The sequence below is a fragment of the Mesorhizobium sp. M0047 genome, from assembly GCF_040323315.1.
GTDB lineage: Bacteria > Pseudomonadota > Alphaproteobacteria > Rhizobiales > Rhizobiaceae > Mesorhizobium.
Window position 1 is genome coordinate 140,281 of sequence record NZ_JAMYUW010000013.1, and the last position, 19,924, is coordinate 160,204.

General features: G+C 62.6%; 17 protein-coding genes. 7 read left to right on the forward strand and 10 right to left on the reverse strand.

Annotated elements, in window-relative coordinates:
* Positions 1-3: 3 nt before the first annotated feature.
* The 5 genes from NKJ89_RS15350 to NKJ89_RS15370 form a co-directional block, all read right to left on the reverse strand.
* Positions 4-987 (reverse strand): ABC transporter ATP-binding protein, encoded by a 984-nt coding sequence (locus NKJ89_RS15350; RefSeq protein WP_352603560.1) that lies wholly within the window; start codon positions 985-987, stop codon positions 4-6.
* Entirely contained in the window at positions 984-2,003 is a 1,020-nt protein-coding gene (locus tag NKJ89_RS15355; protein ID WP_352603630.1) for an ABC transporter ATP-binding protein, read from the reverse strand. Before NKJ89_RS15355 ends, NKJ89_RS15350 begins: the two co-directional genes overlap by 4 nt.
* Before the next feature lie 4 nt (positions 2,004-2,007).
* Entirely contained in the window at positions 2,008-2,982 is a 975-nt protein-coding gene (locus NKJ89_RS15360) for an ABC transporter permease (protein WP_352603562.1), read from the reverse strand.
* Complete coding sequence (locus NKJ89_RS15365) at positions 2,982-4,010, reverse strand: ABC transporter permease (RefSeq protein ID WP_352603564.1); 1,029 nt, start codon at positions 4,008-4,010, stop codon at positions 2,982-2,984. The genes NKJ89_RS15360 and NKJ89_RS15365 overlap by 1 nt, the downstream gene beginning before the upstream one ends.
* Before the next feature lie 100 nt (positions 4,011-4,110).
* Complete coding sequence (locus tag NKJ89_RS15370) at positions 4,111-5,784, reverse strand: ABC transporter substrate-binding protein (RefSeq protein WP_352603566.1); 1,674 nt, start codon at positions 5,782-5,784, stop codon at positions 4,111-4,113.
* A gap of 248 nt (positions 5,785-6,032) precedes the next feature.
* Between NKJ89_RS15370 and NKJ89_RS15375 the strand changes: the two genes are divergently transcribed.
* Complete coding sequence (locus tag NKJ89_RS15375; protein ID WP_023760656.1) at positions 6,033-6,839, forward strand: helix-turn-helix transcriptional regulator; 807 nt, start codon at positions 6,033-6,035, stop codon at positions 6,837-6,839.
* Between the two features lie 111 nt (positions 6,840-6,950).
* On the forward strand, positions 6,951-7,850 hold the full coding sequence (locus tag NKJ89_RS15380; protein ID WP_352603631.1) for a proline iminopeptidase-family hydrolase: 900 nt from the start codon (positions 6,951-6,953) through the stop codon (positions 7,848-7,850).
* A gap of 43 nt (positions 7,851-7,893) precedes the next feature.
* Here NKJ89_RS15380 and NKJ89_RS15385 read toward each other — a convergent pair whose 3' ends face one another.
* The 3 genes from NKJ89_RS15385 to NKJ89_RS15395 form a co-directional block, all read right to left on the reverse strand.
* Complete coding sequence (locus NKJ89_RS15385; protein WP_352603568.1) at positions 7,894-8,967, reverse strand: SIP domain-containing protein; 1,074 nt, start codon at positions 8,965-8,967, stop codon at positions 7,894-7,896.
* A 245-nt stretch (positions 8,968-9,212) separates the two neighbouring features.
* Positions 9,213-9,989 carry an esterase family protein gene (locus NKJ89_RS15390; RefSeq protein WP_352603570.1) on the reverse strand — a complete coding sequence of 259 codons (777 nt, stop codon included), beginning with the start codon at positions 9,987-9,989 and terminating at the stop codon, positions 9,213-9,215.
* 4 nt (positions 9,990-9,993) lie between these two features.
* The gene (locus tag NKJ89_RS15395) at positions 9,994-11,160 is read right to left on the reverse strand and encodes an ATP-grasp domain-containing protein (RefSeq protein ID WP_023760652.1); all 1,167 of its coding nucleotides are present in this window, start codon (positions 11,158-11,160) and stop codon (positions 9,994-9,996) included.
* A gap of 659 nt (positions 11,161-11,819) precedes the next feature.
* Between NKJ89_RS15395 and leuA the strand changes: the two genes are divergently transcribed.
* The 4 genes from leuA to NKJ89_RS15415 all read left to right on the forward strand — a co-directional run bounded on the left by leuA (position 11,820) and on the right by NKJ89_RS15415 (position 17,237).
* On the forward strand, positions 11,820-13,574 hold the full coding sequence (gene leuA, locus NKJ89_RS15400; RefSeq protein ID WP_502904132.1) for a 2-isopropylmalate synthase: 1,755 nt from the start codon (positions 11,820-11,822) through the stop codon (positions 13,572-13,574).
* A 182-nt stretch (positions 13,575-13,756) separates the two neighbouring features.
* Entirely contained in the window at positions 13,757-15,502 is a 1,746-nt protein-coding gene (locus NKJ89_RS15405; protein WP_352603572.1) for a tetratricopeptide repeat protein, read from the forward strand.
* A 199-nt stretch (positions 15,503-15,701) separates the two neighbouring features.
* A complete protein-coding gene (locus NKJ89_RS15410) occupies positions 15,702-16,505 on the forward strand; it encodes an alpha/beta fold hydrolase (protein WP_352603574.1) in 804 nt (267 codons plus the stop codon).
* 114 nt (positions 16,506-16,619) lie between these two features.
* Entirely contained in the window at positions 16,620-17,237 is a 618-nt protein-coding gene (locus NKJ89_RS15415) for a hypothetical protein (RefSeq protein WP_352603576.1), read from the forward strand.
* On the opposite strand, the gene NKJ89_RS15420 is transcribed toward NKJ89_RS15415, so the two are convergent.
* On the reverse strand, positions 17,221-18,150 hold the full coding sequence (locus NKJ89_RS15420) for a metallophosphoesterase family protein (protein WP_352603578.1): 930 nt from the start codon (positions 18,148-18,150) through the stop codon (positions 17,221-17,223). The two genes, NKJ89_RS15415 and NKJ89_RS15420, sit on opposite strands and share 17 nt — an antisense overlap.
* 53 nt (positions 18,151-18,203) lie before the next feature.
* Between NKJ89_RS15420 and NKJ89_RS15425 the strand changes: the two genes are divergently transcribed.
* A complete protein-coding gene (locus tag NKJ89_RS15425) occupies positions 18,204-18,701 on the forward strand; it encodes an NUDIX domain-containing protein (protein WP_352603580.1) in 498 nt (165 codons plus the stop codon).
* A gap of 1 nt (position 18,702) precedes the next feature.
* On the opposite strand, the gene NKJ89_RS15430 is transcribed toward NKJ89_RS15425, so the two are convergent.
* A complete protein-coding gene (locus tag NKJ89_RS15430; RefSeq protein ID WP_352603582.1) occupies positions 18,703-19,692 on the reverse strand; it encodes a glutathione S-transferase family protein in 990 nt (329 codons plus the stop codon).
* Positions 19,693-19,924 lie beyond the last annotated feature (232 nt).

A 19,924-nucleotide genomic window follows, 5' to 3' on the forward strand; every position in this document is an offset into this window, starting at 1 on the left:
AGATTAGCCCGCCCTCGGATGGTGGCAGGCGACGAAGTGATTCTTGTCGACGAGCGAAAGTACCGGACGCTCGTGGCGGCAGACCGAAGTCGCCGCCACGCAACGCGTGTGGAAGCGGCAGCCTGACGGCGGGTCGAGCGGGCTCGGCAGATCGCCCTTGAGCATGATCCGCTGGCCTGGCCGGTTGTCGACGTCGGGTACCGGCACTGCCGAGCGAAGCGCTATCGTGTAGTGATGCCGTGGCATTGAAAAGACAGCGTCGACAGGGCCCGTTTCGACGATCGAACCCATATACATCACCGCCACCCGCGATGAGAACTGCCTGACCACCGAGAGATCGTGGGCGATGAACACATAGGTCAGATTGAACTCGTCGCGCAGGTCGCAAAGCAGGTTGATGATCTGCGCCTGGATCGACACGTCCAACGCCGACACCGGTTCGTCGGCAACGATCAGCCGCGGCCGCAGCGCCAGCGCGCGGGCGATGCCGATCCGCTGGCGCTGTCCGCCGGAGAATTCATGCGGAAAGCGCTGGGCATGCTCGGGAAGCAGTTCGACGCGGACCAGCAATTCCTCGACGCGATCCGCCATTTCCGATCGCGACAGTCTTTCATGCACGCGGAACGGGTCCGCCAGCAGGTCGCCGACGCGGCGGCGCGGGTTGAGCGAAGCGGCGGGATCCTGAAACACCATCTGCATCTGGCGGCGTATCGGCCGAAGCTGCCGTTGCGAGGCTTTGGTGATATCGCGGCCTTCGAATTCCAGTGACCCGGAGGTGATTTCCGTGAGCCGGACGAGGCAGCGCCCCAGCGTCGATTTTCCGCAGCCGGATTCGCCGACGATGCCAAGCGTCTCGCCCGGGAAGATATCGAGCGAGATCTGCTTCACCGCATGGACGACCCGCCGTTGAAAGGGCGAGCGCCCGACCGGATAGTGTTTCGACAGATCGCTGGTCCGCACCAGCGGTTTCGGCCTGGTTTCGCTCATGCCGGCACGGCTCTGCCAGCCGGCGTCGGCCGCAGATCCTGGCGGCCGTCCCGCGGAAGAAAGCAAGCCGACCGGTGCCCGCCTGCTCCAGCAAGCGCAGGCTGGGTGGCACAGGCTTCATGGCGGAATGTGCACCGCGGCCCGAAAGCGCAGCCCTGCGGCATCTGGCTCAGTTTCGGCGGGCTGCCGGGAATGGCCGTCAGTCGTGCGGGACGCGGACCTTGCATCGGCGGGATCGAGCCGAAAAGCCCCCACGCGTAGGGGTGAAGCGGCTCGCGGAAGAGCTGCCCCTTGCTGCCCTCCTCGACAACGCGCCCGGCATACATCACCAGCACGCGGTCGGCGACTTCGGCGACCACGCCGAGGTCATGGGTGACCAGGATGACGGCGGATCCGAACTCATTACGCAATCGACCGATCAGCTCCAGGATTTGCGCCTGCACCGTCACGTCAAGCGCCGTTGTCGGCTCATCGGCGATCAGCAGTGCCGGATTGCACGACAGCGCCATGGCGATAACGGCGCGCTGGCGCATGCCGCCGGACAACTGGTGAGGATAGCGGTCGACCGCGTTGTCGGGGCTCGGCAATCCAACCGCGTCGAGCAAGTCCACCGCCCTCTTGCGCGCAGTAGCGCGCGACAGCCGCTCATGCGCGCGGATCTGCTCGATGATCTGGTCGCCGATCGTATGTACTGGCGTCAGCGCCGTCATCGGATCCTGGAAGATCATCCCGATCTGCCGGCCGCGAATGGCATCGAGGGCTCGGCGCTTTAGACCCAGCAACTCCTGGCCGAGAAAACGCACCGACCCGGTGACGACGGCGTTGGGACTGCTGATCAAGCCCAGAATGGCGAGCAAGGTCTGGCTCTTGCCCGAACCGCTTTCACCGACGACGCCGAGGATCTCGCGCTGCGCGAGCGAGAACGAGACGCCGCTGACGGCAGGCACCACACCGCCCTCGGTGCGGAACGAGACGCACAGATTCTCAACGACCAGCAGCGGCCTGTCGGGGGGCATCTTGTCAATGGGCATCTCTAACCCTCGGATCGATGAAGACAAAGGCAACGTCGACGATGAAATTCGCCATCACGACGAAGAACGAGGCGTAGATGACCGTCGCCAGGATCATCGGCAGATCGAGCGTCTGCAAGGCGCCGTAGGTGAGCTTGCCGACCCCTTGCAGGCCGAACACCACCTCCGTCAGCAAGGCGCCGCCGCCGACCAAGGCGCCAAAATCCAGCCCGAACATGGTGACGAAGGCGACGAGCGAGGTTCTTAGGCCGTGATGCAGCAGCACCCGCCGCTCGCCGATGCCCTTGGCGCGCGCGGTGCGGATGAAATCCTCCTGCATGGTCTCGATGATCGAGGCCCGCAGCACGCGGCCGTAAAGTCCGATATAGAGCGTGGCGAGCGTGAACCAGGGAATGACAAGTGCCTTGAACCAGCCCCAGGGATCCTCGGTGAAAGGGATATAGCCGAGCGGCGGCACCCATGAGAACAGCCAGCTGTCATGCCAGCGGCTCTGCGTGACCAGATTGGCGACTTCGCCGAGCCAGAAGACCGGTATCGACACGCCGATCAGGCTGAGGATCATCAGCGTCCGGTCGAGCCACGTACCGCGCGTCGCGCCGGCGACAACGCCGACGATCAGCCCGCCGAGAAGCCAGAAGACGGCAGCGCCAAGCACCAGCGACAGAGTGATCGGGATCGCCTCGAGCACCGTTGGAACGACCTTCTGGCCGCGATTGACGAAGGAGGTGAGGTCGCGGCTGATGAAGAGCCGCTTCATCATCAGCGCGTATTGCACAGGCAGCGGCCGGTCGAGGCCGAAATCGTGCCGCACCTGGGCCAGCGTTTCCTGTGATGCATTGCGCCCGGCGATGCGCGCCGACGGGTCAGCGCCGGGGGTGGCGAAAAAGATCAAGAAGGCGACGACGCTGATGCCGAACATCACCAGCACCATCTGGCCGAGCCTGGAAATGAGCGCCGTCAGCATCAGACGACCCTGATCGACGACTTCGGGTCGAGCGCGTCGCGCACGCCGTCGCCCAATATGTTCAGTGCCAGCACCGTGATGACGATCGCCAACCCCGGCGCCAGGGCGACGATCGGGCGTGAATAGAGAAGCCCCTGCCCGTCCTGGATGATGGTGCCCCAACTCGCATCGGGAGGCTGCACGCCGATGGACAGGAAGGACAGCGAGGATTCGGTCATCATGTTCAGCGCCAGGATGAGCGGCACGAAGACGATGACCCGGGTGATCACATTGGGGAGGATATCATAGAGCAGGATACGCCAAGGCGACGCACCAATGCCGATCGCGGCCGTGACGAACTCGGCCTGCATCAACGACAGGACATGACCGCGAATGGGCCTGGCGACGTAAGGTACGTAGACGATGCCGATGATGAAGATCGGCAGCCAGAGACTGCCGGAGCTGATTTCGATCGGGCCAATGGTGATGCTTTGGGTGATCAGGACGATCGACAGCGAAATCGCCAGCAGGAAGATCGGAAACGCCCACAGCACATCGAGAATGCGCGACAGCAAGATGTCGACCAGACCGCCGAAAAAGCCGGAGATGACGCCGAGCAATGTCGCCAGGCCAAGGCATATCAACGCCGCGGCGCCAGCGATCAGCAACGAATTGCGACCGCCGTAAAGCAGGCGTGCGGCAACGTCGCGGCCCTGATTGTCGGCGCCCAGCATATAGGGTCCGAAATCCCAGGTCGGGCCAAGCGGCGTGAACCCCAGGCCAAGGCCTTCGGTCGAAGGCTCCAGCACCTGCCTGGTCTGGCCGTCTATGACGATCTCGCCATTGAGGTTGGTGGCGAAAGGATCGGTCTGCGCCACATAGCGGGCATAGAGAGGGGCTGCCAGCGAAGCGGCAGCGATCAGCACCAGGACGCCGAACGCCATGATGGCAGCCCGGTCGGCCCCGAGCTTGCGCCACGCCGTCCGCCATGGCCCCTCGGCGCCCCGGCGGATCCGAACCAGCACTTGCCCGCCAATCGAATTGTCCATGATGGGTATGAATTTCAGATCGGCGGGAAAAGCAACCGCGGCGGAGGATTGCGCATCGTTCCGCCGCGGATCGAATTGGGCCTGTTCACTCAACCCCTGATCACTCGACCCACGACTGGCTCATGATCCAGTAGAATTGCGGGCTGAAGACAAAATTCTTCAGCCGCGGCGAGATCAGGTCGACACGCTTCGGCGTGAACAGCACGGCCACGGGCGCGGCGTCGGTGACTGCTTTGTCGACGGCGGTCCACAGTTGCGCGCCCTTGGCAGGATCGGCGATCGTGGCGGTCTGAGCCTCGCCCATCTTCTTGTCGATCGACTTGTCGCAGAAGCCGGAAATGTTGACCGAGGCGTCCGAGCCAGGTGTGAACGAGGCGCAGCTGAACAGCACCTGCAGGAAGTCCGAAGGCGCGGGATAGTCCTGGAACCACTGCGAGATGGAAATCTGCACTTTGTTGTTGGTGTTCTGGATGTAGGTGAACTGGATGTTCTGCGAGATCGGCTTGATCGAGGTCTTGTAGCCCAGCCCGTTCAGCACATCCTGCAGGTACACGCCGATCGACTTCGACACTTCGGTGTCCTCGGTGATGATCGTCACCTCCTGGCCGGCTGTTCCGGAGGCGGCGACCAGCGCTTTGGCTTTCTCCAGGTCAGGCGCCGACCACTTTTCGCCGGGATTGGCCGTGAACGGGCAATAAGGCGCGTAGGACGGGAAATCCGGCGGCAGGATCTGGCAGGAAGGCTGCGCCAGATTGCTGCCGCCGAACAGCTTGACGATGGCCGCCCGGTCGATGGCGTAGTTGACCGCCTGCCGCACGCGGATGTCGTTGAACGGCGCGAGATTGGTGTTCATCGGCGCATACCACATCGCCGTCAGAGGATGCACGGAAACCTGCTTGGCATATTTCGTGCCCAGTTCCGCCAACCGGTCCGCCGGCGGTGGATCGAACATCCAATCAGCCTGGCCGTTTTCCACGGCGGTGACCGCCGCCTCGTCGGTGAGACCGAAGCCATAGTCTATCTCGTCGGGATAGCCGGCAGGCTGCGCCTCCTTGCTCCATTCCTTGAAATGCGGATTGCGCACCATCTTGAGCAGGCTGTTGGGATCGTAGCTGGCGATCATGTAGGGCCCGGTGCCCGGAATGGGCGCGGTCCCCGAATCCTTGAGGGGCGCCTCGGCGGGCAGGATCGCGGCGTGCGGGATCGAGATCTTCTGCAGGAAGTCCGGATCGGGCGCCACCAGATTGAAGGTGACGGTGCTCGCCGCCTCATCGGCGACGACCCCGCCCTCGAGCGTGCAGGTCGCCGGCGTCTTGAGGCATGTGTCGGCGCCGACAATGCCATTGTAGAGCGTGCCCGTCGTCGGGCCGCTGATCTTGAACATGCGCTGGAACGACGCCACGACATCGGCCGTCGTCAGGTCCGATCCGTCGGCGAACTTGATGCCCTTGCGCAGCTTGAAGACATATTTCTTGCCGCCGTCTTCCGGCTTGGGCAAGCTCTCGGCCAGGTCCGCCACCACCTCGAACCCGGTCTTGTCGCCGGTCTTGCGGAAGGTCACCAGCCCATCATAGAGGACATAGTTGATCTGGAAATATTGCAGCGTGTAGTTGATGTGCGGATCGATCGTGCCGGCAGCGGCGTTGGCGAGAAGCTTCAGCGTCCCGCCAGCCTTGCCTTCTTGCGCGGCCGCGCCTGTCACGGGTGCCATCAGCATCAGGCCAGCCAGGCCGACACCGGCCATCATTGCGCTAAAAACATTCCGGGACCGCATCGTCTTGCTCCTCTGGGGAAGTGGGTGATTGCAAACCACGATGTGCGCCAGGTGGCACACGCCGGACCGCGATCCATTGTACACAGCGTATGGCGCACGAAACCCGCCGGGATAGCTGTGAATTAAGATAGTTTTGGCCGTCCAGATGCGTCGCGAGCAACAAGCCGTGATCGTGCTGTGCTCATTTGTTGAGCATTTTTCGAACATGCCCGTTTGACAAACATTGGCTAGCGGGTAAGCTTTTGCTCATGCAAGGCGTATCCGGCGATTTCGAGAGCGAATTTCACACAGGCATGGGAATCGACGCCGCCATGGCGGCGGCGATGCGCGTGCTTGCGCCCGCCGGTTTCACCTCGCTGATCTACGACTACACGCCGGTCCCGGTCAGCCATGACGGCGAGTTGATCACGCCTTCGCTCATGGCCCTCGCCAACGTGCCGCCCGACATGCAGGACCTGTGGTGCAAGGGTGGCTACTATCAACTCGATCCGGTGCAGGAGGCTGCACTCGCGGTGTCGCGACCATTTCTGTGGTCGCACAAAGGGTCGCAGAGCCCGGTCATGCGACGCATCCTGCAGCGCAAGCATGACCCGGTGATAGGCTATCTCTTGGACACCAAGATGACATGCGGCGTGACGGTACCGATCCGCTTCGACGGCGGCGATCTCGCCACCTTCACCGCCATCCGCCTTGATCCGGAGCCGAATTTCGAAGCCGAGGCACAAGGGATGCTGCCCGGCATAGGCGACCTCGGTCACCTGTTCCACGATTGCGTCTATGCCGGGTTCGATCAGCGCACCAGGACAAGCCAGTATTTCCACCTGACATCACGGGAACGCCAGTGTCTGAGCCTCGCGGCTTGCGGATTGACGGCCAAGCAGATCGCCAATGAAATCTGCCGCAGCGTGCCGACCGCGACGCTGCATCTCAACGCCGCCAGCCGCAAACTCGGCGCCCGCAACCGCTTCCACGCCATCGCCCTGGCGGCACACTACCGGTTGCTCGGGCCGATCAGCCAGGGCCAGGACCTATCCCGCCGGCAGCATCAAAACTAACGTTATTGCTAGCTGGTCGCTTGCCGGTCCGCCTCTATACCCTTTGCCACGAGCACCCGCCGGAGACCGCTGATGAGCGGCCGCCGCCGAGCCAGCCAGGCAGAGGACACGATGGACAAGCTTGCAATATCGGAAGGGTTCAGCGCCTACGGGCCATACAGGACCTGGTACCGCGTGACGGGAGACCTGGCGTCGGGCAGGCTGCCGCTGGTCGTTGCTCATGGTGGTCCCGGTTGCACCCACGACTATGTCGACAGCTTCAAGGACATTGCCGGCTTCGGCCGCGCGGTGGTCCACTACGACCAGATCGGCAACGGACGATCCACCCATCTGCCGCACAAGGGCGGCGACTTCTGGACGGTCGAATTCTTCCTTGGCGAACTGGATGCGCTGCTTGCCCATCTCGGCATCCAGCAGCGTTACGCCCTGCTCGGGCAATCCTGGGGCGGCATGCTCGGTGCCGAGCATGCGGTGCGCCGGCCTGCGGGCCTCAAGGCACTGGTGCTCGCCAACTCGCTCGCCTCGATGAAGCTGTGGGTCGAAGGCGCGAGGCAACTGCGTGCGGAGCTGCCGGCAACGGTGCGACAGGCGCTCGATCGCCACGAAGCGGACGGGACGACGGACCATCCCGACTACCTCGCGGCGACCCGCGCATTCTACGACCGGCACGTCTGCCGCGTCGTGCCTTGGCCGGCGGGGGTGGCGCGCACCTTTGCCGCCATCGATGCCGATCCCACCGTCTACCGCACGATGAACGGCCCCAATGAATTCCACGTTGTCGGCACCATGCGCGACTGGACTGTTATCGATCGCCTGCCGCTGATCGAAGCGCCGACACTGGCCTTTCGCGGCCATTTCGATGAAGCCACGCCAGCCTGTGTCCAGCCCTTCCTCGACCATATTCCCACGGTCGAAGGCCATGTCTTCCCACTCTCAAGCCACATGCCGCATGTCGAGGAAAGGCAGGATTGCATGGCTGTCACCGAAGCGTTTCTGGCCCGCCATGACTAACCGCCGTTTCGCACGATAGCGAACGTCGACAGGAGATCGACGGTTATTCGTCGTCGCCCACGCCGCGAACGTCCCGGCGCCAGTAGGCCGTGACCAGGTGCTGGTCGCGCGACAGGCTCCATTGCTTGCGCACGATCTTGCGTATCTCCCGGAAATCGCCGAATTCGCATCCGGCCCAGACATAAAGGCCGTCGGCAAGCGCCATGTGACTACGCTCCAGCAAGGCGGCCGGCAACAGGCCCGCGGTGCCGGCCTCGCGGCCATGCCGGTAAAGCCAGGTGATGTCGATATTGTCGCCTTGCGCCAGCGCGATCCGGTCATCCGGGCCATCGACTTCGACCAGTGCTTCGGCGCGGGTTGACGGCGCCAGATGCTCGAGGATCCTGCCGATGGCGGGCAGTGCGGTGTCGTCGCCGAGAAGAAGCATCGTCTGCGCTACTGGGGCATCGCCGCCGCCGGGTCCGATCATGCCGATGACGTCCCCCGCCTGTGCGTTTTGCGCAAAAGTGGCGGCGGGCGTGTCCTGGCCAGGGTGCAGCACGAAATCGACATCGAGCCAGCCGTTTGCCGCATCCACCGCCCGGATCGTGTAGACCCGTACGGTCAGGGCATCGTCGCCCGAGGGCCAGACAAGCAGCCCGTCGGCACCCATCGTCGGCCAGACCGGCCGCCGCCCATGCGGCGGCAGCAGCAGCCGCATGTGCAGGCCGCCATGGGTAAACCGGACGAGATCCTTGCCGGCGAAGCGCAGGCGCTGCATATGCGCCGAGATCCGCGTCGACGCCAACACCGTGATCTCACGGAAGAAGACCGGCTTGCCGGCGTCTACGCCGTCGCCTTGCCAGCGCAGTCTGCTGGCCGTGCCAAGATGTTCGGCGACATGGCCGGCAACCGTCATCTTCATGTAGGACAGGCAGGTTTCGTCTGTCGCCGCGACACGGATCAGCATGCCGTCATCCTCGAGCGTGGCGCTCAACGAGCCGTAATGCAGGCGAAGCTCCCACCGATGGGCAACGCCGGTTTCGATCTCGAATTCGCCGTGCTCGGCACGCAGCCGCTCTATCGCCGACCTGGTTGCCTCATCGCTGATACGGGTCTGCGCGCTCAGTTGGTCCATCACCCAAGTCCTTCGAAACGATAGGGACAAGACACCGCGGCGCCTCGCCGCAACCGCCATGCCACAGCCGCTCCGGTATTTCCACCAAAACATGATTATAGGAGTCATATTTTTCTGGAACGTCTAGGAGCCGCTTGCCGCCGCTGCAACCTGGCCAAAGCATCCGGAACCGGCCACGGCCAGGTCGGATGTGCTCATCCGACTGCGCAGCGAGGTGGGTCCAGAGTCAGGCCGAGCAACGCACCTCAATCCAGCCTGTGCATCAGGTCTTCATCCAGCCAGCGGCCGAAGAAATAGACCAGTTGCTTGTGCCACCATGGCCAATCGTGGCTGACATCGCCGCCCCAATAATCGACCCAGGCAGGAATGGACTTGTCGCGCAGGATCTGTTCCAGCTTGCGTGTTTCGACCAGCATCCGCTCTTCCCAGGCACCCTGCCCGCAGCAGAAGATCAGCCGCAGCGTCTTCAGGCGGGCAAGCAGCTTGGGGTCGACGATGCCGGGCAGATAGTCGAGCGGCGAATTGTAGAAGATGTCGCCTTCAAGCACGTTGTCGAAAAAGTCGCGGGCCGAATAGACGCCCGACAGCGCGATGACGCCACTGGCAAGCTCGGGAAAGCGGAAGACGAAGTTCGACGAGTGGTAGCCGCCCATCGAGCAGCCCGAGAACAACGGCTTCAGCTTGCGCCCGCCATTGGCTTGCTCGGCAGTCGACAGGAATTCCGGCAGCGCCTCCTCGCGTATATAGCGAAAATAGGCCTCGTGGCGAGCGATACGATGCGCGGCGTCCGCATGATTATCGAAGAAGGATTCCGAATCGACCCCATCTACCGTGAACAGCTGGATGCGGCCGGTGTCGATGAACTCGGCCAGTGCTGCCACCCCGCCGGAATCCTCGAACTGATAGAAGCGCCCCTGCGAGGTCGGGAACACCACCACCGGCCGGCCGGCGTGGCCGTAGCGCTTGTATTCCATGTCGCGGCCGAGCTTGTCCGAGAAACTCTTGTGATAGGAGATGTCCATCGCCTCACACCTTTTCCGCGTGGATGTAGGCGACCGCCTTGCGCAGCGCCGCTTCGTCCTTCGAGCGCATCTGGTAGGCGTAATTTCCCATGGCGCGGCTGAAAACCTCTTCGATGGCCTGATGGTGGACGATCTTGTCGCCATGGGCGGCTAACACGTCCTCATGGCTGTGCAAATAGCTGAGGCGTCGCTTGCGGCTGGCGTAGGCGGTGAAATACTTGCCCTCATAGGGCCCGCCGGCGGCATCCCTGACCACCATCTCGGCCCATGCCGCATAGACGTCGATGTCGAAGGTGTAGTTGATGGCATCGGTCATCCAGGCGCCGGGCGGGCGCATGTTGACCTCCAGCGCGATGACCCGGTCGTCCTTGGTCTCGAACAACTCGATGTGGAAGAAGCGCTCGCGCACGTCGAACGCTTTCAGGATCTTGCGGCCGGCCTCCTCGACTGCCGGGCTGATCCTGGGAAAGCAAACGTAGCTCATGTGGCGATCCTTGTTGACCACCTCCATGACGCTCTGGTCGTAACGATGGCTCGCCGCCAGCACCACCTCGCCGTCGCGATTGACCAGCCCGTCGAAGGTCACCACCAGCCCCTCGATGAACTGCTCCATGACGAACGTCACGTCCTCGGGCTTGACCCTGAAGAACTGGTCGAGCTCCCTGGCGTTGGAGATCTTGAAGGTGTTCGAGGCGCCCGAGCCGCTGTCCGGCTTGACCACCACCGGATAGCCGACGCGGCGGATGAAGGTCATGGCCCCAGCGCGGTCGGAGCATTTGCGCTGCGCTATCGTGTCGACACCGCTCTTGCGGAAGAAGGCACGCATGCGGCTCTTGCGCTTCAGATTCTTCACGAAATCGAGCTTGGTGCCATAGATGTTGAAGTCGGTGCGGATGTTGGCTTCCAGCTCCAGCCAGTGCTCGTTGAGCGATTCGAAACGGTCGATGCGGCCCCATTTGTGGATGAAATGGCCCATCGCCCGGAACACCGGATCGTAGTCTTCCATGTCGGCGACACGGTAATATTCCGAAAGCGCCGCCTTCAGCTTGGCGTCGAGTGCCTCATAGGGTGCGTCGCCGATGCCCAGCACCCTTGCTCCAGCCTTCTTCAAACGGTCGCAGAAATCCGCGCCATTGGCGGGAAAATGCGGCGAGAAGAACACGAAATTCATGGATGACCCCTCCCAGCGACAGGACATCGCAACCCCGTCGACGCCCAAGTCTGGCGCATTTGCCGCGCCTGGGGAAGAGCACGTGCGTTAGAGATTCCCCCCGCCATGCCAGGGCAACGAACTCGGGTTAACGGGTTCCTTCGGCGCCTTCGCCGGCGCGTAGGCTGACGGAAACGAAAAACCCGCCTGCGCGGCGGGTCACTGGCGCAAATCAGCACCATACGCAAATATGTACCATAGCTGAGGTCACGAAATCAAGAAAAAATTCCTATCCTGCTACCGGCACAAAAGCTGCCGACACCGCCGAACTGGCTGTCGTCAGGTCTTTTGTCAACTTGAGTTCGGAGCCTACCCCCATGCGGCCCCACTTGCCTCCCACAAGCCGCTCCTATATGAGATCAGCCATGAACACGCGCGCCATCAACGCTTCCCGTCCGACCGGTTTTTCCGGCGAGGCCGTGCGCGCGCTGGCTTCGACCCTGCTTCTTCTTGGCCTTATCGGCGATCGCCGGGTTCGCTGAAGGAGCGCCCGGCGGTCGAACCGCCGCGCAAGCGCATGCTCCTTGGCAATCACATCAAGCGAACGAAATTCTGGTAAAGGCGCCGCTCGCCATCAATCCACCTGAGGGTGGATCCATGAGCCGCCGGGAGAAACGACGATGAACGCACGAGAAGAGGTCCGCTCCGACGCCGCGGTAGCTGGCAAGGGTGTGGAAGGAAGCATCCAGACGAGGGGCATGCCTGACGCGGCCCGCAAATACCAGCCCTATCCGACCGTCGGCCTCACCGACCGCACCTGGCCCTCGAAGGTCATCGACAAGGCGCCGATCTGGTGCTCGGTCGACCTGCGCGACGGCAACCAGGCGCTGATCGACCCCATGGGCCACGAGCGCAAGGCGCGCATGTTCGGCCTGCTGCTCGACATGGGCTTCAAGGAGATCGAGATCGGTTTCCCGTCGGCCTCGCAGACCGATTTCGACTTCGCCCGCTGGTGCATCGAGCAAGGCAACGTACCCGCCGACGTCTCGCTGCAGGTGCTGGTGCAGTGCCGGCCCGAACTGATCACCCGCACCTTCGAGGCGCTCAAGGGTGCTTCCAACCCGATCGTCCATTTCTACAATTCGACCAGCGAATTGCAGCGCCGCGTCGTCTTCGAAAAGGATGTTGGCGGCATCAAGCGCATCGCCACCGATGCGGCCAAGATGATCACCGATATGGCGGCTAAGGCCGGCGGCGGCTTTCGCTTCGAATATTCGCCGGAGAGTTTTACCGGCACCGAACTCGAAGTGGCGCTGGAGATCTGCAACGCCGTCACCGAGATCGTCAGGCCGACGCCGGACAACAAGCTGATCGTCAACCTGCCGTCGACGGTCGAGATGTCGACACCCAACATCTATGCCGACCGCATCGAATGGATGTGCCGCAACCTCGACAACCGGGAGAACCTGCTGGTCTCGCTGCATCCGCACAATGACCGCGGCACCGGCATCGCCACCACCGAACTCGGCCTGATGGCCGGCGCCGACCGCGTCGAGGGGACGCTGTTCGGCAATGGCGAGCGCACCGGCAATGTCGACATCGTCACGCTGGCGCTCAACATGTACACGCAAGGCGTCGATCCCGGGATCGACTGTTCCGACATCAACCGGATGAAGGATGTCTACGAATATTCGAACCAGTTGAAGATCCCCGAGCGCCATCCCTATGTCGGGGAACTCGTCTACACCGCCTTTTCCGGGTCGCACCAGGATGCCATCAACAAGGGCATGAAGGCGTTGAAGAAGGCCAACACGAGCCTGTGGGAAGTGCCCTATCTGCCGATCGATCCGGCCGATGTCGGACGCAGCTATGAAGCCATCATCCGCATCAACTCGCAGTCCGGCAAGGGCGGCATCGCCTATGTGCTGCAGGCCGATTACGGCCTCAACCTGCCGCGCAATCTGCAGATCGAATTCAGCCAGGAAATCCAGGCGATCACCGATGCCGAGGGCAAGGAAGTGCCGGTAAGGCGCATCTACGAGCGCTTTCTCGAGACCTATGTCGATCAACCCGGCGCGCGGTTGAAATTCCTCGATCACCACACCTATCCCAGCACCGAAATCAAGGGCCGGCGCGTTGTCGAGGCTGTCATCCTCGACAATGGCAAGGAAGTGACGATATCGGGCACCGGCACAGGTCCGATCGACGGCTTCGTCGATGCGCTGTCGCGCCATCTCGGCGTCGAGATGTCGGTGCTCGACTATTCCGAGCACTCGTTGCAGCGCGGTTCGAACGCGTCGGCCATTTCCTATGTCGAGATGGAATATCCTGACGGTAAGCTGTTCGGCGCTGGCATCAACACCAACATCGTCGCCGCCTCGCTGGAAGCGGTGATGTCCGCCGCCAACCGCATCATTGGCAAAAAAGCCGGCTGACGCACGACCAGAGCAGATCGGGACCGCCGCAAGCTGGTGATCGGTTCCGATCTTTCGGGACATTAACCACCGAACAATTATCCGGTGGGGTACGTGATCACATAATGGTTGTATACTTGTGTGGCGGTGCGGGACCTATATGATCGCGCCTCAACCTGTGCCGACTTCGAGAGGATCGACACTTGCAGCATGCCACGCCTGCCGCCCCCGCAGTGCGCGAGACACTTGAGCGACTGCTTGCCAGCCAAACGTTCGGACGATCCGAACGTGCGCGCAAGCTGCTTCGTTATCTTGTCGAACGTGAACAAGCCGGAGAAGCCGACAGGCTCAAAGGCTTCTCCATCGCCATGGATGTTTTCGGCAAGGATGGCGATTTCGATCCGTCCACCGATGCCGTCGTGCGGGTGCAGGCAGGTAGACTGCGCGAGCTTCTGCAGCACTATTTTGCCAATGAGGGCGTTGCCGAGCCTGTCCGCATCGCCATTCCGCGCGGCGGCTATGTTCCTGCCTATGAATTGAACGCCATAAGGCTGCCGGATCTGAAGCAGGACGGCGCTGCATCCGCCGACCGGCCCGACGACGCCAGCGTGCCGGATGCGGCATTGCTGGCTTCCGAGACGCCATCACCAACGCCCTTGGTGGTACGCCATCTCCGCTTCTTCTGGATGGCGATCGTCCTGGTCATCGCCATGCTGGGCATACTGATCCTTCGTCAGGGCAGCAGTGCCTTGCTGGCAGGCGGCGACATGTCGGCAACGATCGAGACCGCCGGCACAACCGGAAGCATCGCGTCGGCAATGGCTGATGCCCTGCCGCAGGTCTATATCGGCCTCAAGGCTGAAGGCGCGTACGCCAACCGTGTCGCCGCATCGCTGCGTGCGGGCCTGAGCGGCTTCGATACGATCGACTTCATCGGGCGCGATGCCATCGCCGATTCGGACGACGATGCCACAAGCTTCATATTCGATATCCTGCCCGGTGCTGGCACCGGCGACATCACAATCGAACTGCAAAGCGTGGCGTCCGGACGAGTGCTTCTTTCGCGCAATCTGACCGCTGCCGACAGCGCTCCTGCGGCGATCGAAGACCGTATCGCAGACATGCTCAGTTCAGCGCTTCCCGCCTCGGGCACGATCTACAACTATATCGAGCAGACCAGTACGCCAAATGGCCTGACGCAATGTCTGCTGCTCAACGACAAATATTATCTCGACCAGAACGCCAGGACGCATGAGACTGCCTATCGCTGCCTCGAGAAGCTGGCCAATGGCGGCACGAAATCGTCCCTCGTCTATTCGGAACTGGCCTCCCTTCATCTCGAGGCGGTCTCCGATCACTATGCCTATCCGCCCAATGCGACGATCGAGAAGGCGGTGGAGTTTGCCCATCGCGGCGTGCAGATGGGACCGACCAGCCCCTATGCGCATCGCTCCTACGGCTATGTCAGTTCGCGCCTCGGCAATACGGACGAAGCGATCCGCTGGATGCGCAAGGCCTATGAACTCAATCCATATGATCTCGGCATGGCCGCCGCTTACGGCTACGGACTGATCTTCGCCGGCCGATACGCGGAGGGGACGCCGATCCTTGACCATGCGGCAGAGACCTTCAGCGGGCACTCGACATGGTGGGACTACGGGGTGTTCGTTGGCGAGTTCATGCTCGGCGACATGAACAAAGCCATCGCGGCCAGCATGGCATTGAGAACGACGGCAACGAAATCGCACTATCTGGCGGCGCGGCTGATCGGCGCCAAGGCCGCCGGACAGGACCATCTGGTGAGCACTCTGCTGAATCAACTGACCACCGAGTTCCCAAAATTTGCCGCCGATCCGCGCGCGACCTTCGTCGAGCGGAAATATCCGGCTGACCTGACCGACCGGCTGGTCCAGGCGCTGCGGGCTGCCGGGCTTGGCAACCCAAGCTGACACCAATCGACACCGCAGGCCGGGCGCGCCACGTCCTAATAGTGGATTTCCCGTGCTCCAATCGCCGCTGCCGGTTGGTCGCCGAAGTCTGTCCGCGACCGTACAAATCGCGAAAATTTTACTGGCTTCGTGTTGACTAGGAGCAATCCAGTCACAATTGGTGGTCCGCATCCTGGCAACAGCAAAAAAATCAGCATTCATGACCGCATCGCTTTTTGTCGCCGAACAGGGTGCGGGCTCGAAGGCCATTGTCCTGCTGCATGGTTTCGGCGGTTGCCACGATGTCTGGCGCGAGGTGATTTCCTCCCTGATGCCTGCCACCCGCACGCTGGCCTATGATCTGCCGGGGCATGGGCTGTCGCTTGATTTTCCCTCGGCTGGTCCAGCCAAGGTGGCTGCAAGAGCCGTACTCGCCGATCTCTCGCAACGTCGCCTGAGGCGCTTTCATCTCGTGGGCCACTCGATGGGCGGTGCGGTGGCAGCGCTGATGGCGCAGGCCGAGCCCGAAAAAGTCGCCTCGCTGACGCTTCTGGCGCCGGGCGGCATTGGCCCGGAGATCAACGGACCACTGTTGCGTCGCTATGCCGGTGCAGCGGATCGGTCCGAGATCCGGGCCTGCCTCGTCGCCATGTCGGGACCATCAGCCCGGCCGCTCGATCACATCGTCGACACTCTCTGGGAAATGCGTAGGCGAGCCGGCCAGCTGGAAAAACTCATCGAGATCGCATCTGCCATGACCAAGGACGATCGGCAAGGCGTTATCCCGCATGATCGCCTCGGCGGGCTGAAGATGCCGGTGATGGTAGCTTGGGGAACGGACGACGCGGTGCTGCCCTTTGCCCAGGCGGATGATCTGCCGGCGCATTTTCATGTGCACCATGTGCTGGAGGCCGGCCATATGCTGGCCGAGGAAGCCCCCGACCTCGTCGCCGAGATTATTCGCCGCAACACCAACCGCCACGCCGCGTCGCGTCGCCAGAAATTCGCCGCAGCGGCCAGCTGATCTTTTTCGCGCACGATAGGCTTCGTCCGCGCCTCAATGCCGTCCATCTCGCCAGTGCATTTTGCCGGCGGCTGTGTTAACCCCGTGTTAACCAAACCCGCGAGGCAAACGCCGATGAAGGAAGCAGGCGAGAAGACCATCGATCAGTCGAATAAACTATCCGATGCCATCCGCGACGTGAAAAATGCCTTCGCCGACCGCGATGACGTCGTCGTCGATATGCGCGAGGCGCATCGCATGCGCCTTGACCTGCTTGCAGCCGAGCTGGCGCCGGTTTTTGCCGATGTTCCGGCCGACATGGACAGTTTCGACTTTGTCGTGTCGTCCGGCCTGCAGCCGCGCCTGTGGATCGACGCCGTCAGCCATGTTGCCATGGGACGCGACCGCCGCACCTATCGCTTCCTCAAGGACACCCGCATCGGCCGGATGGTGCTTGCCGAATCGACCGAGATGAAAGCGGTTGCCGATTCCGTGACGCGCTATGTCGCCGAGCGCATCGTCGAGCGTCAGAGGATGATGGAAGGCGGGGTCGAGCCGGCTGTCGCCGGCATGAAACGGGCCGATGTAGCGGAAGCCGAACCGCCGCTGCGCGCAGCGACGAGCGGCAACGGCTGGTCGACCTTTCTGTCCGGGCTTGGCCTGATCGCCGCCGGTGCCCTGGTCGGCCTGGTGGTGTCGGTCGTCTTGTTGTGGGACCGTCTCGTCAGCATGATTGTCAGCTTGCGGCCATAACGGCTCCGGGCTCCGCCCCAAGCTCAAGCGTCTGCAGATCGGATGGTGGTATGGACGGCCCGGTCAGGCCGCGCCGCGTCAGCCGGATCCGCCAATTGCCCTTTTCGCCGTCGATGTCGAACAGATTGTACTGCGCCGCCGGGGGCTTGCCGCCCGGTGCCTGGCCTGCGGCAGCAACGCCGACCGCCGGGATCCTGACGCCTCGACCGCCGATGAAGAACAGCGACGGCAGATGCGAATGGCCGTGCAGGACAAGTTCGGCGCCATGGCGCCGAATGATCTTGTGAAAGCGGGCGATGCCGAACAGCCGCTTGTGCTGCGGGACCGCGCCACGCACCGGCGGATGGTGGATCATGATGGCGCGAAACAGCCCCTGTCGGCCCGTGGCATCCAGCAGCTTGCGGAGCCGCTCCGCCTGGCCTTCCATGAAGAAGCCGTTGGCCATGAAGGGTGCTGTGGCGCGCGCCGTCGAGACGCCGATCAGCGCGACGTCGCCGCGCACCCGCAGATAGGGAAACGCGTTGCGGTCGACGGGCGTGTTGATGCCGTCGCCACTCATCCACGCCGCCCAGGATCGGCAGACCTTGTCGAAGGCGCCCGGTACATAGGCGTCGTGGTTACCCGGAACGACCGAAACGTCAGGCGGCGGCCCCAGCGTCTCCAGCCAATGCCTGGCCATCTCGATTTCGCCGTCGAGCGCCAGATTGACCAGGTCGCCAGTGACGGCGAGGTGGTCAGGCGTGTTCGCCTTGATGTCGGCGACGATCGTGTCGATGACGGCGTCATGCATGTGGCGGCGGCGGTTGCGCTGCCAGTTGACATAGCCAAGCACGCGCTTGGACGCGAGATCACGATAGGATACATCGGGGAGCGGCCCCAGATGGACATCGGAAATATGCGCGAGCCTGAACATTTCTCCTTCATATGCGAGGCGCGCCCCGCTTTCCACCTGCGGTTTGGCTGGTGATGAGGAGTGATCCCGAGAAGGCCTTTCGCCAGACTGGCTGGGCGGGTCTGAGGGCCAGGCTGTTCCATCTCTATTTCGTGCTGCGGCGCCCGATGACGCTTGGGGTGCGCGGCCTGATCCACGACACCGCGTCCAATTCCGTCTTCCTCATTCGCCACACGTATGTTCCGGGCTGGCAGCTTCCCGGCGGCGGTGTCGAAGTAGGCGAGACGCTTGCCGAGGCGCTTGCACGTGAACTGGCCGAGGAGGGCAACATCGCGCTGACCGCCCCGCCGGTGTTCAAATCGATGCATTTCAACCGCCACGCCAGCCGGCGCGACCATGTCGGCTTCTACGTCATCGAACGCTTCAGCCAGACGGCACCCAAACTTCCGGACCACGAGATCGCCGAAGCCGGCTTCTTCCCGCTCGATCGCCTGCCGCAAGGAACGACACCTGCAACGCTGCGCCGGATCGCCGAGGTTTTTGGCGGCGAGCAGCCCTCGCCCCACTGGTAGATCAGGCCGCCGCCTTGCTGAACCGCGCCCGGTCATGCCGTGCACCATAATCCAGTTTCGGCCCGACCGGCACGATCCGCGTCGGATTGATCGTTTCGTGGCTGCCGTAATAGTGCGCCTTGATGTGGTGCAGGTTCACGGTCTCGGCGACACCAGGGACCTGGTAAAGATCGCGCAGATAATTCGACAGGCTTGGGTAGTCGGCTATGCGACGCAGATTGCATTTGAAATGGCCGACATAGACCGGGTCGAAGCGCACCAGCGTGGTGAATAGCCGCCAATCAGCTTCCGTGAGGCGATCGCCGACGAGATAGCGTTGCTTCGACAGCCGGTCTTCCAGCGCATCGAGCGCAGAGAACAGCTCTCCGAATGCTTCCTCATAGGCTGCCTGTGTGGTGGCGAAGCCGGCGCGATAGACCCCGTTGTTGACTGCGGGATAGACCAGTGCATTGACCTTGTCGATTTCGCCGCGCAGCGCGTGCGGATAGAAATCGAGGCCGGCATCACCCCATTCGTCGAAGGCTGAATTCAGCATCCGGATGATTTCGGAAGATTCGTTGGAGACGATGGTCTGCTCCCTCTTGTCCCACAACACCGGCACCGTCACCCGGCCTGAATAGACGGGATCGGCCTTGGTATAGATCTGGTGCAGGAAGTCGAGGCCGTAAAGCGTGTCGCCAGTGGCGCCGTCCTGTGCCAGGAACGTCCATCCATTGGCGCCCATGAAATGATGCACCACCGACACCGATATTACGTCTTGCAGCTTCTTCAATGCGCGAAAAATCAACGTCCGGTGCGCCCACGGACAGGCAAGCGAGACATAGAGATGATAGCGGCCGGGCTCGGCCTTGAAGCCGCGCGTTCGGCCTTCGGCCGGCGCCCCGTCAACGGTGATCCAGTCGCGCCATTGCGATTGCGTCCGCACGAACCTGCCGCCGTTGTCCGTCGTATACCGACGATCCTGCCACTTGCCTTCGACCAGCAATCCCATGCAAATCTCCTTGTCTCTCGCCATTGCATGTAGGCACAGGGTTGCCCCGTCTAAGATGTCAGGTGCTGAACAGACCGTCACTTGGCCGAAACTGCGGACAGAAACGGCCGATTGCAGCGGCGGGAAATTGGTGCTAGCGGACAATCCGCATGTTCGACTTTGCTTTAATCCGGTTTGACCGACGACGAAAGGGCGCCCGCGCTTGATGAAGCGCTGACTGGCGCATGCTGCC

Excerpts from the sequence above, each read along its gene's own strand:
- NKJ89_RS15350 (WP_352603560.1), bottom strand. The coding sequence starts at position 987 with ATGAGCGAAACCAGGCCGAAACCGCTGGTGCGGACCAGCGATCTGTCG.
- NKJ89_RS15395 (WP_023760652.1), bottom strand. The coding sequence starts at position 11,160 with ATGAATTTCGTGTTCTTCTCGCCGCATTTTCCCGCCAATGGCGCGGAT.
- NKJ89_RS15420 (WP_352603578.1), bottom strand. The coding sequence starts at position 18,150 with ATGTTCAGGCTCGCGCATATTTCCGATGTCCATCTGGGGCCGCTCCCC.
- NKJ89_RS15365 (WP_352603564.1), bottom strand. The coding sequence starts at position 4,010 with ATGGACAATTCGATTGGCGGGCAAGTGCTGGTTCGGATCCGCCGGGGC.
- NKJ89_RS15380 (WP_352603631.1), top strand. The coding sequence starts at position 6,951 with ATGGACAAGCTTGCAATATCGGAAGGGTTCAGCGCCTACGGGCCATAC.
- NKJ89_RS15360 (WP_352603562.1), bottom strand. The coding sequence starts at position 2,982 with ATGCTGACGGCGCTCATTTCCAGGCTCGGCCAGATGGTGCTGGTGATG.
- leuA (WP_502904132.1), top strand. The coding sequence starts at position 11,820 with ATGAACGCACGAGAAGAGGTCCGCTCCGACGCCGCGGTAGCTGGCAAG.
- NKJ89_RS15410 (WP_352603574.1), top strand. The coding sequence starts at position 15,702 with ATGACCGCATCGCTTTTTGTCGCCGAACAGGGTGCGGGCTCGAAGGCC.
- NKJ89_RS15375 (WP_023760656.1), top strand. The coding sequence starts at position 6,033 with ATGCAAGGCGTATCCGGCGATTTCGAGAGCGAATTTCACACAGGCATG.
- NKJ89_RS15425 (WP_352603580.1), top strand. The coding sequence starts at position 18,204 with ATGAGGAGTGATCCCGAGAAGGCCTTTCGCCAGACTGGCTGGGCGGGT.
- NKJ89_RS15415 (WP_352603576.1), top strand. The coding sequence starts at position 16,620 with ATGAAGGAAGCAGGCGAGAAGACCATCGATCAGTCGAATAAACTATCC.
- NKJ89_RS15390 (WP_352603570.1), bottom strand. The coding sequence starts at position 9,989 with ATGGACATCTCCTATCACAAGAGTTTCTCGGACAAGCTCGGCCGCGAC.
- NKJ89_RS15370 (WP_352603566.1), bottom strand. The coding sequence starts at position 5,784 with ATGCGGTCCCGGAATGTTTTTAGCGCAATGATGGCCGGTGTCGGCCTG.
- NKJ89_RS15385 (WP_352603568.1), bottom strand. The coding sequence starts at position 8,967 with ATGGACCAACTGAGCGCGCAGACCCGTATCAGCGATGAGGCAACCAGG.
- NKJ89_RS15430 (WP_352603582.1), bottom strand. The coding sequence starts at position 19,692 with ATGGGATTGCTGGTCGAAGGCAAGTGGCAGGATCGTCGGTATACGACG.
- NKJ89_RS15355 (WP_352603630.1), bottom strand. The coding sequence starts at position 2,003 with ATGCCCCCCGACAGGCCGCTGCTGGTCGTTGAGAATCTGTGCGTCTCG.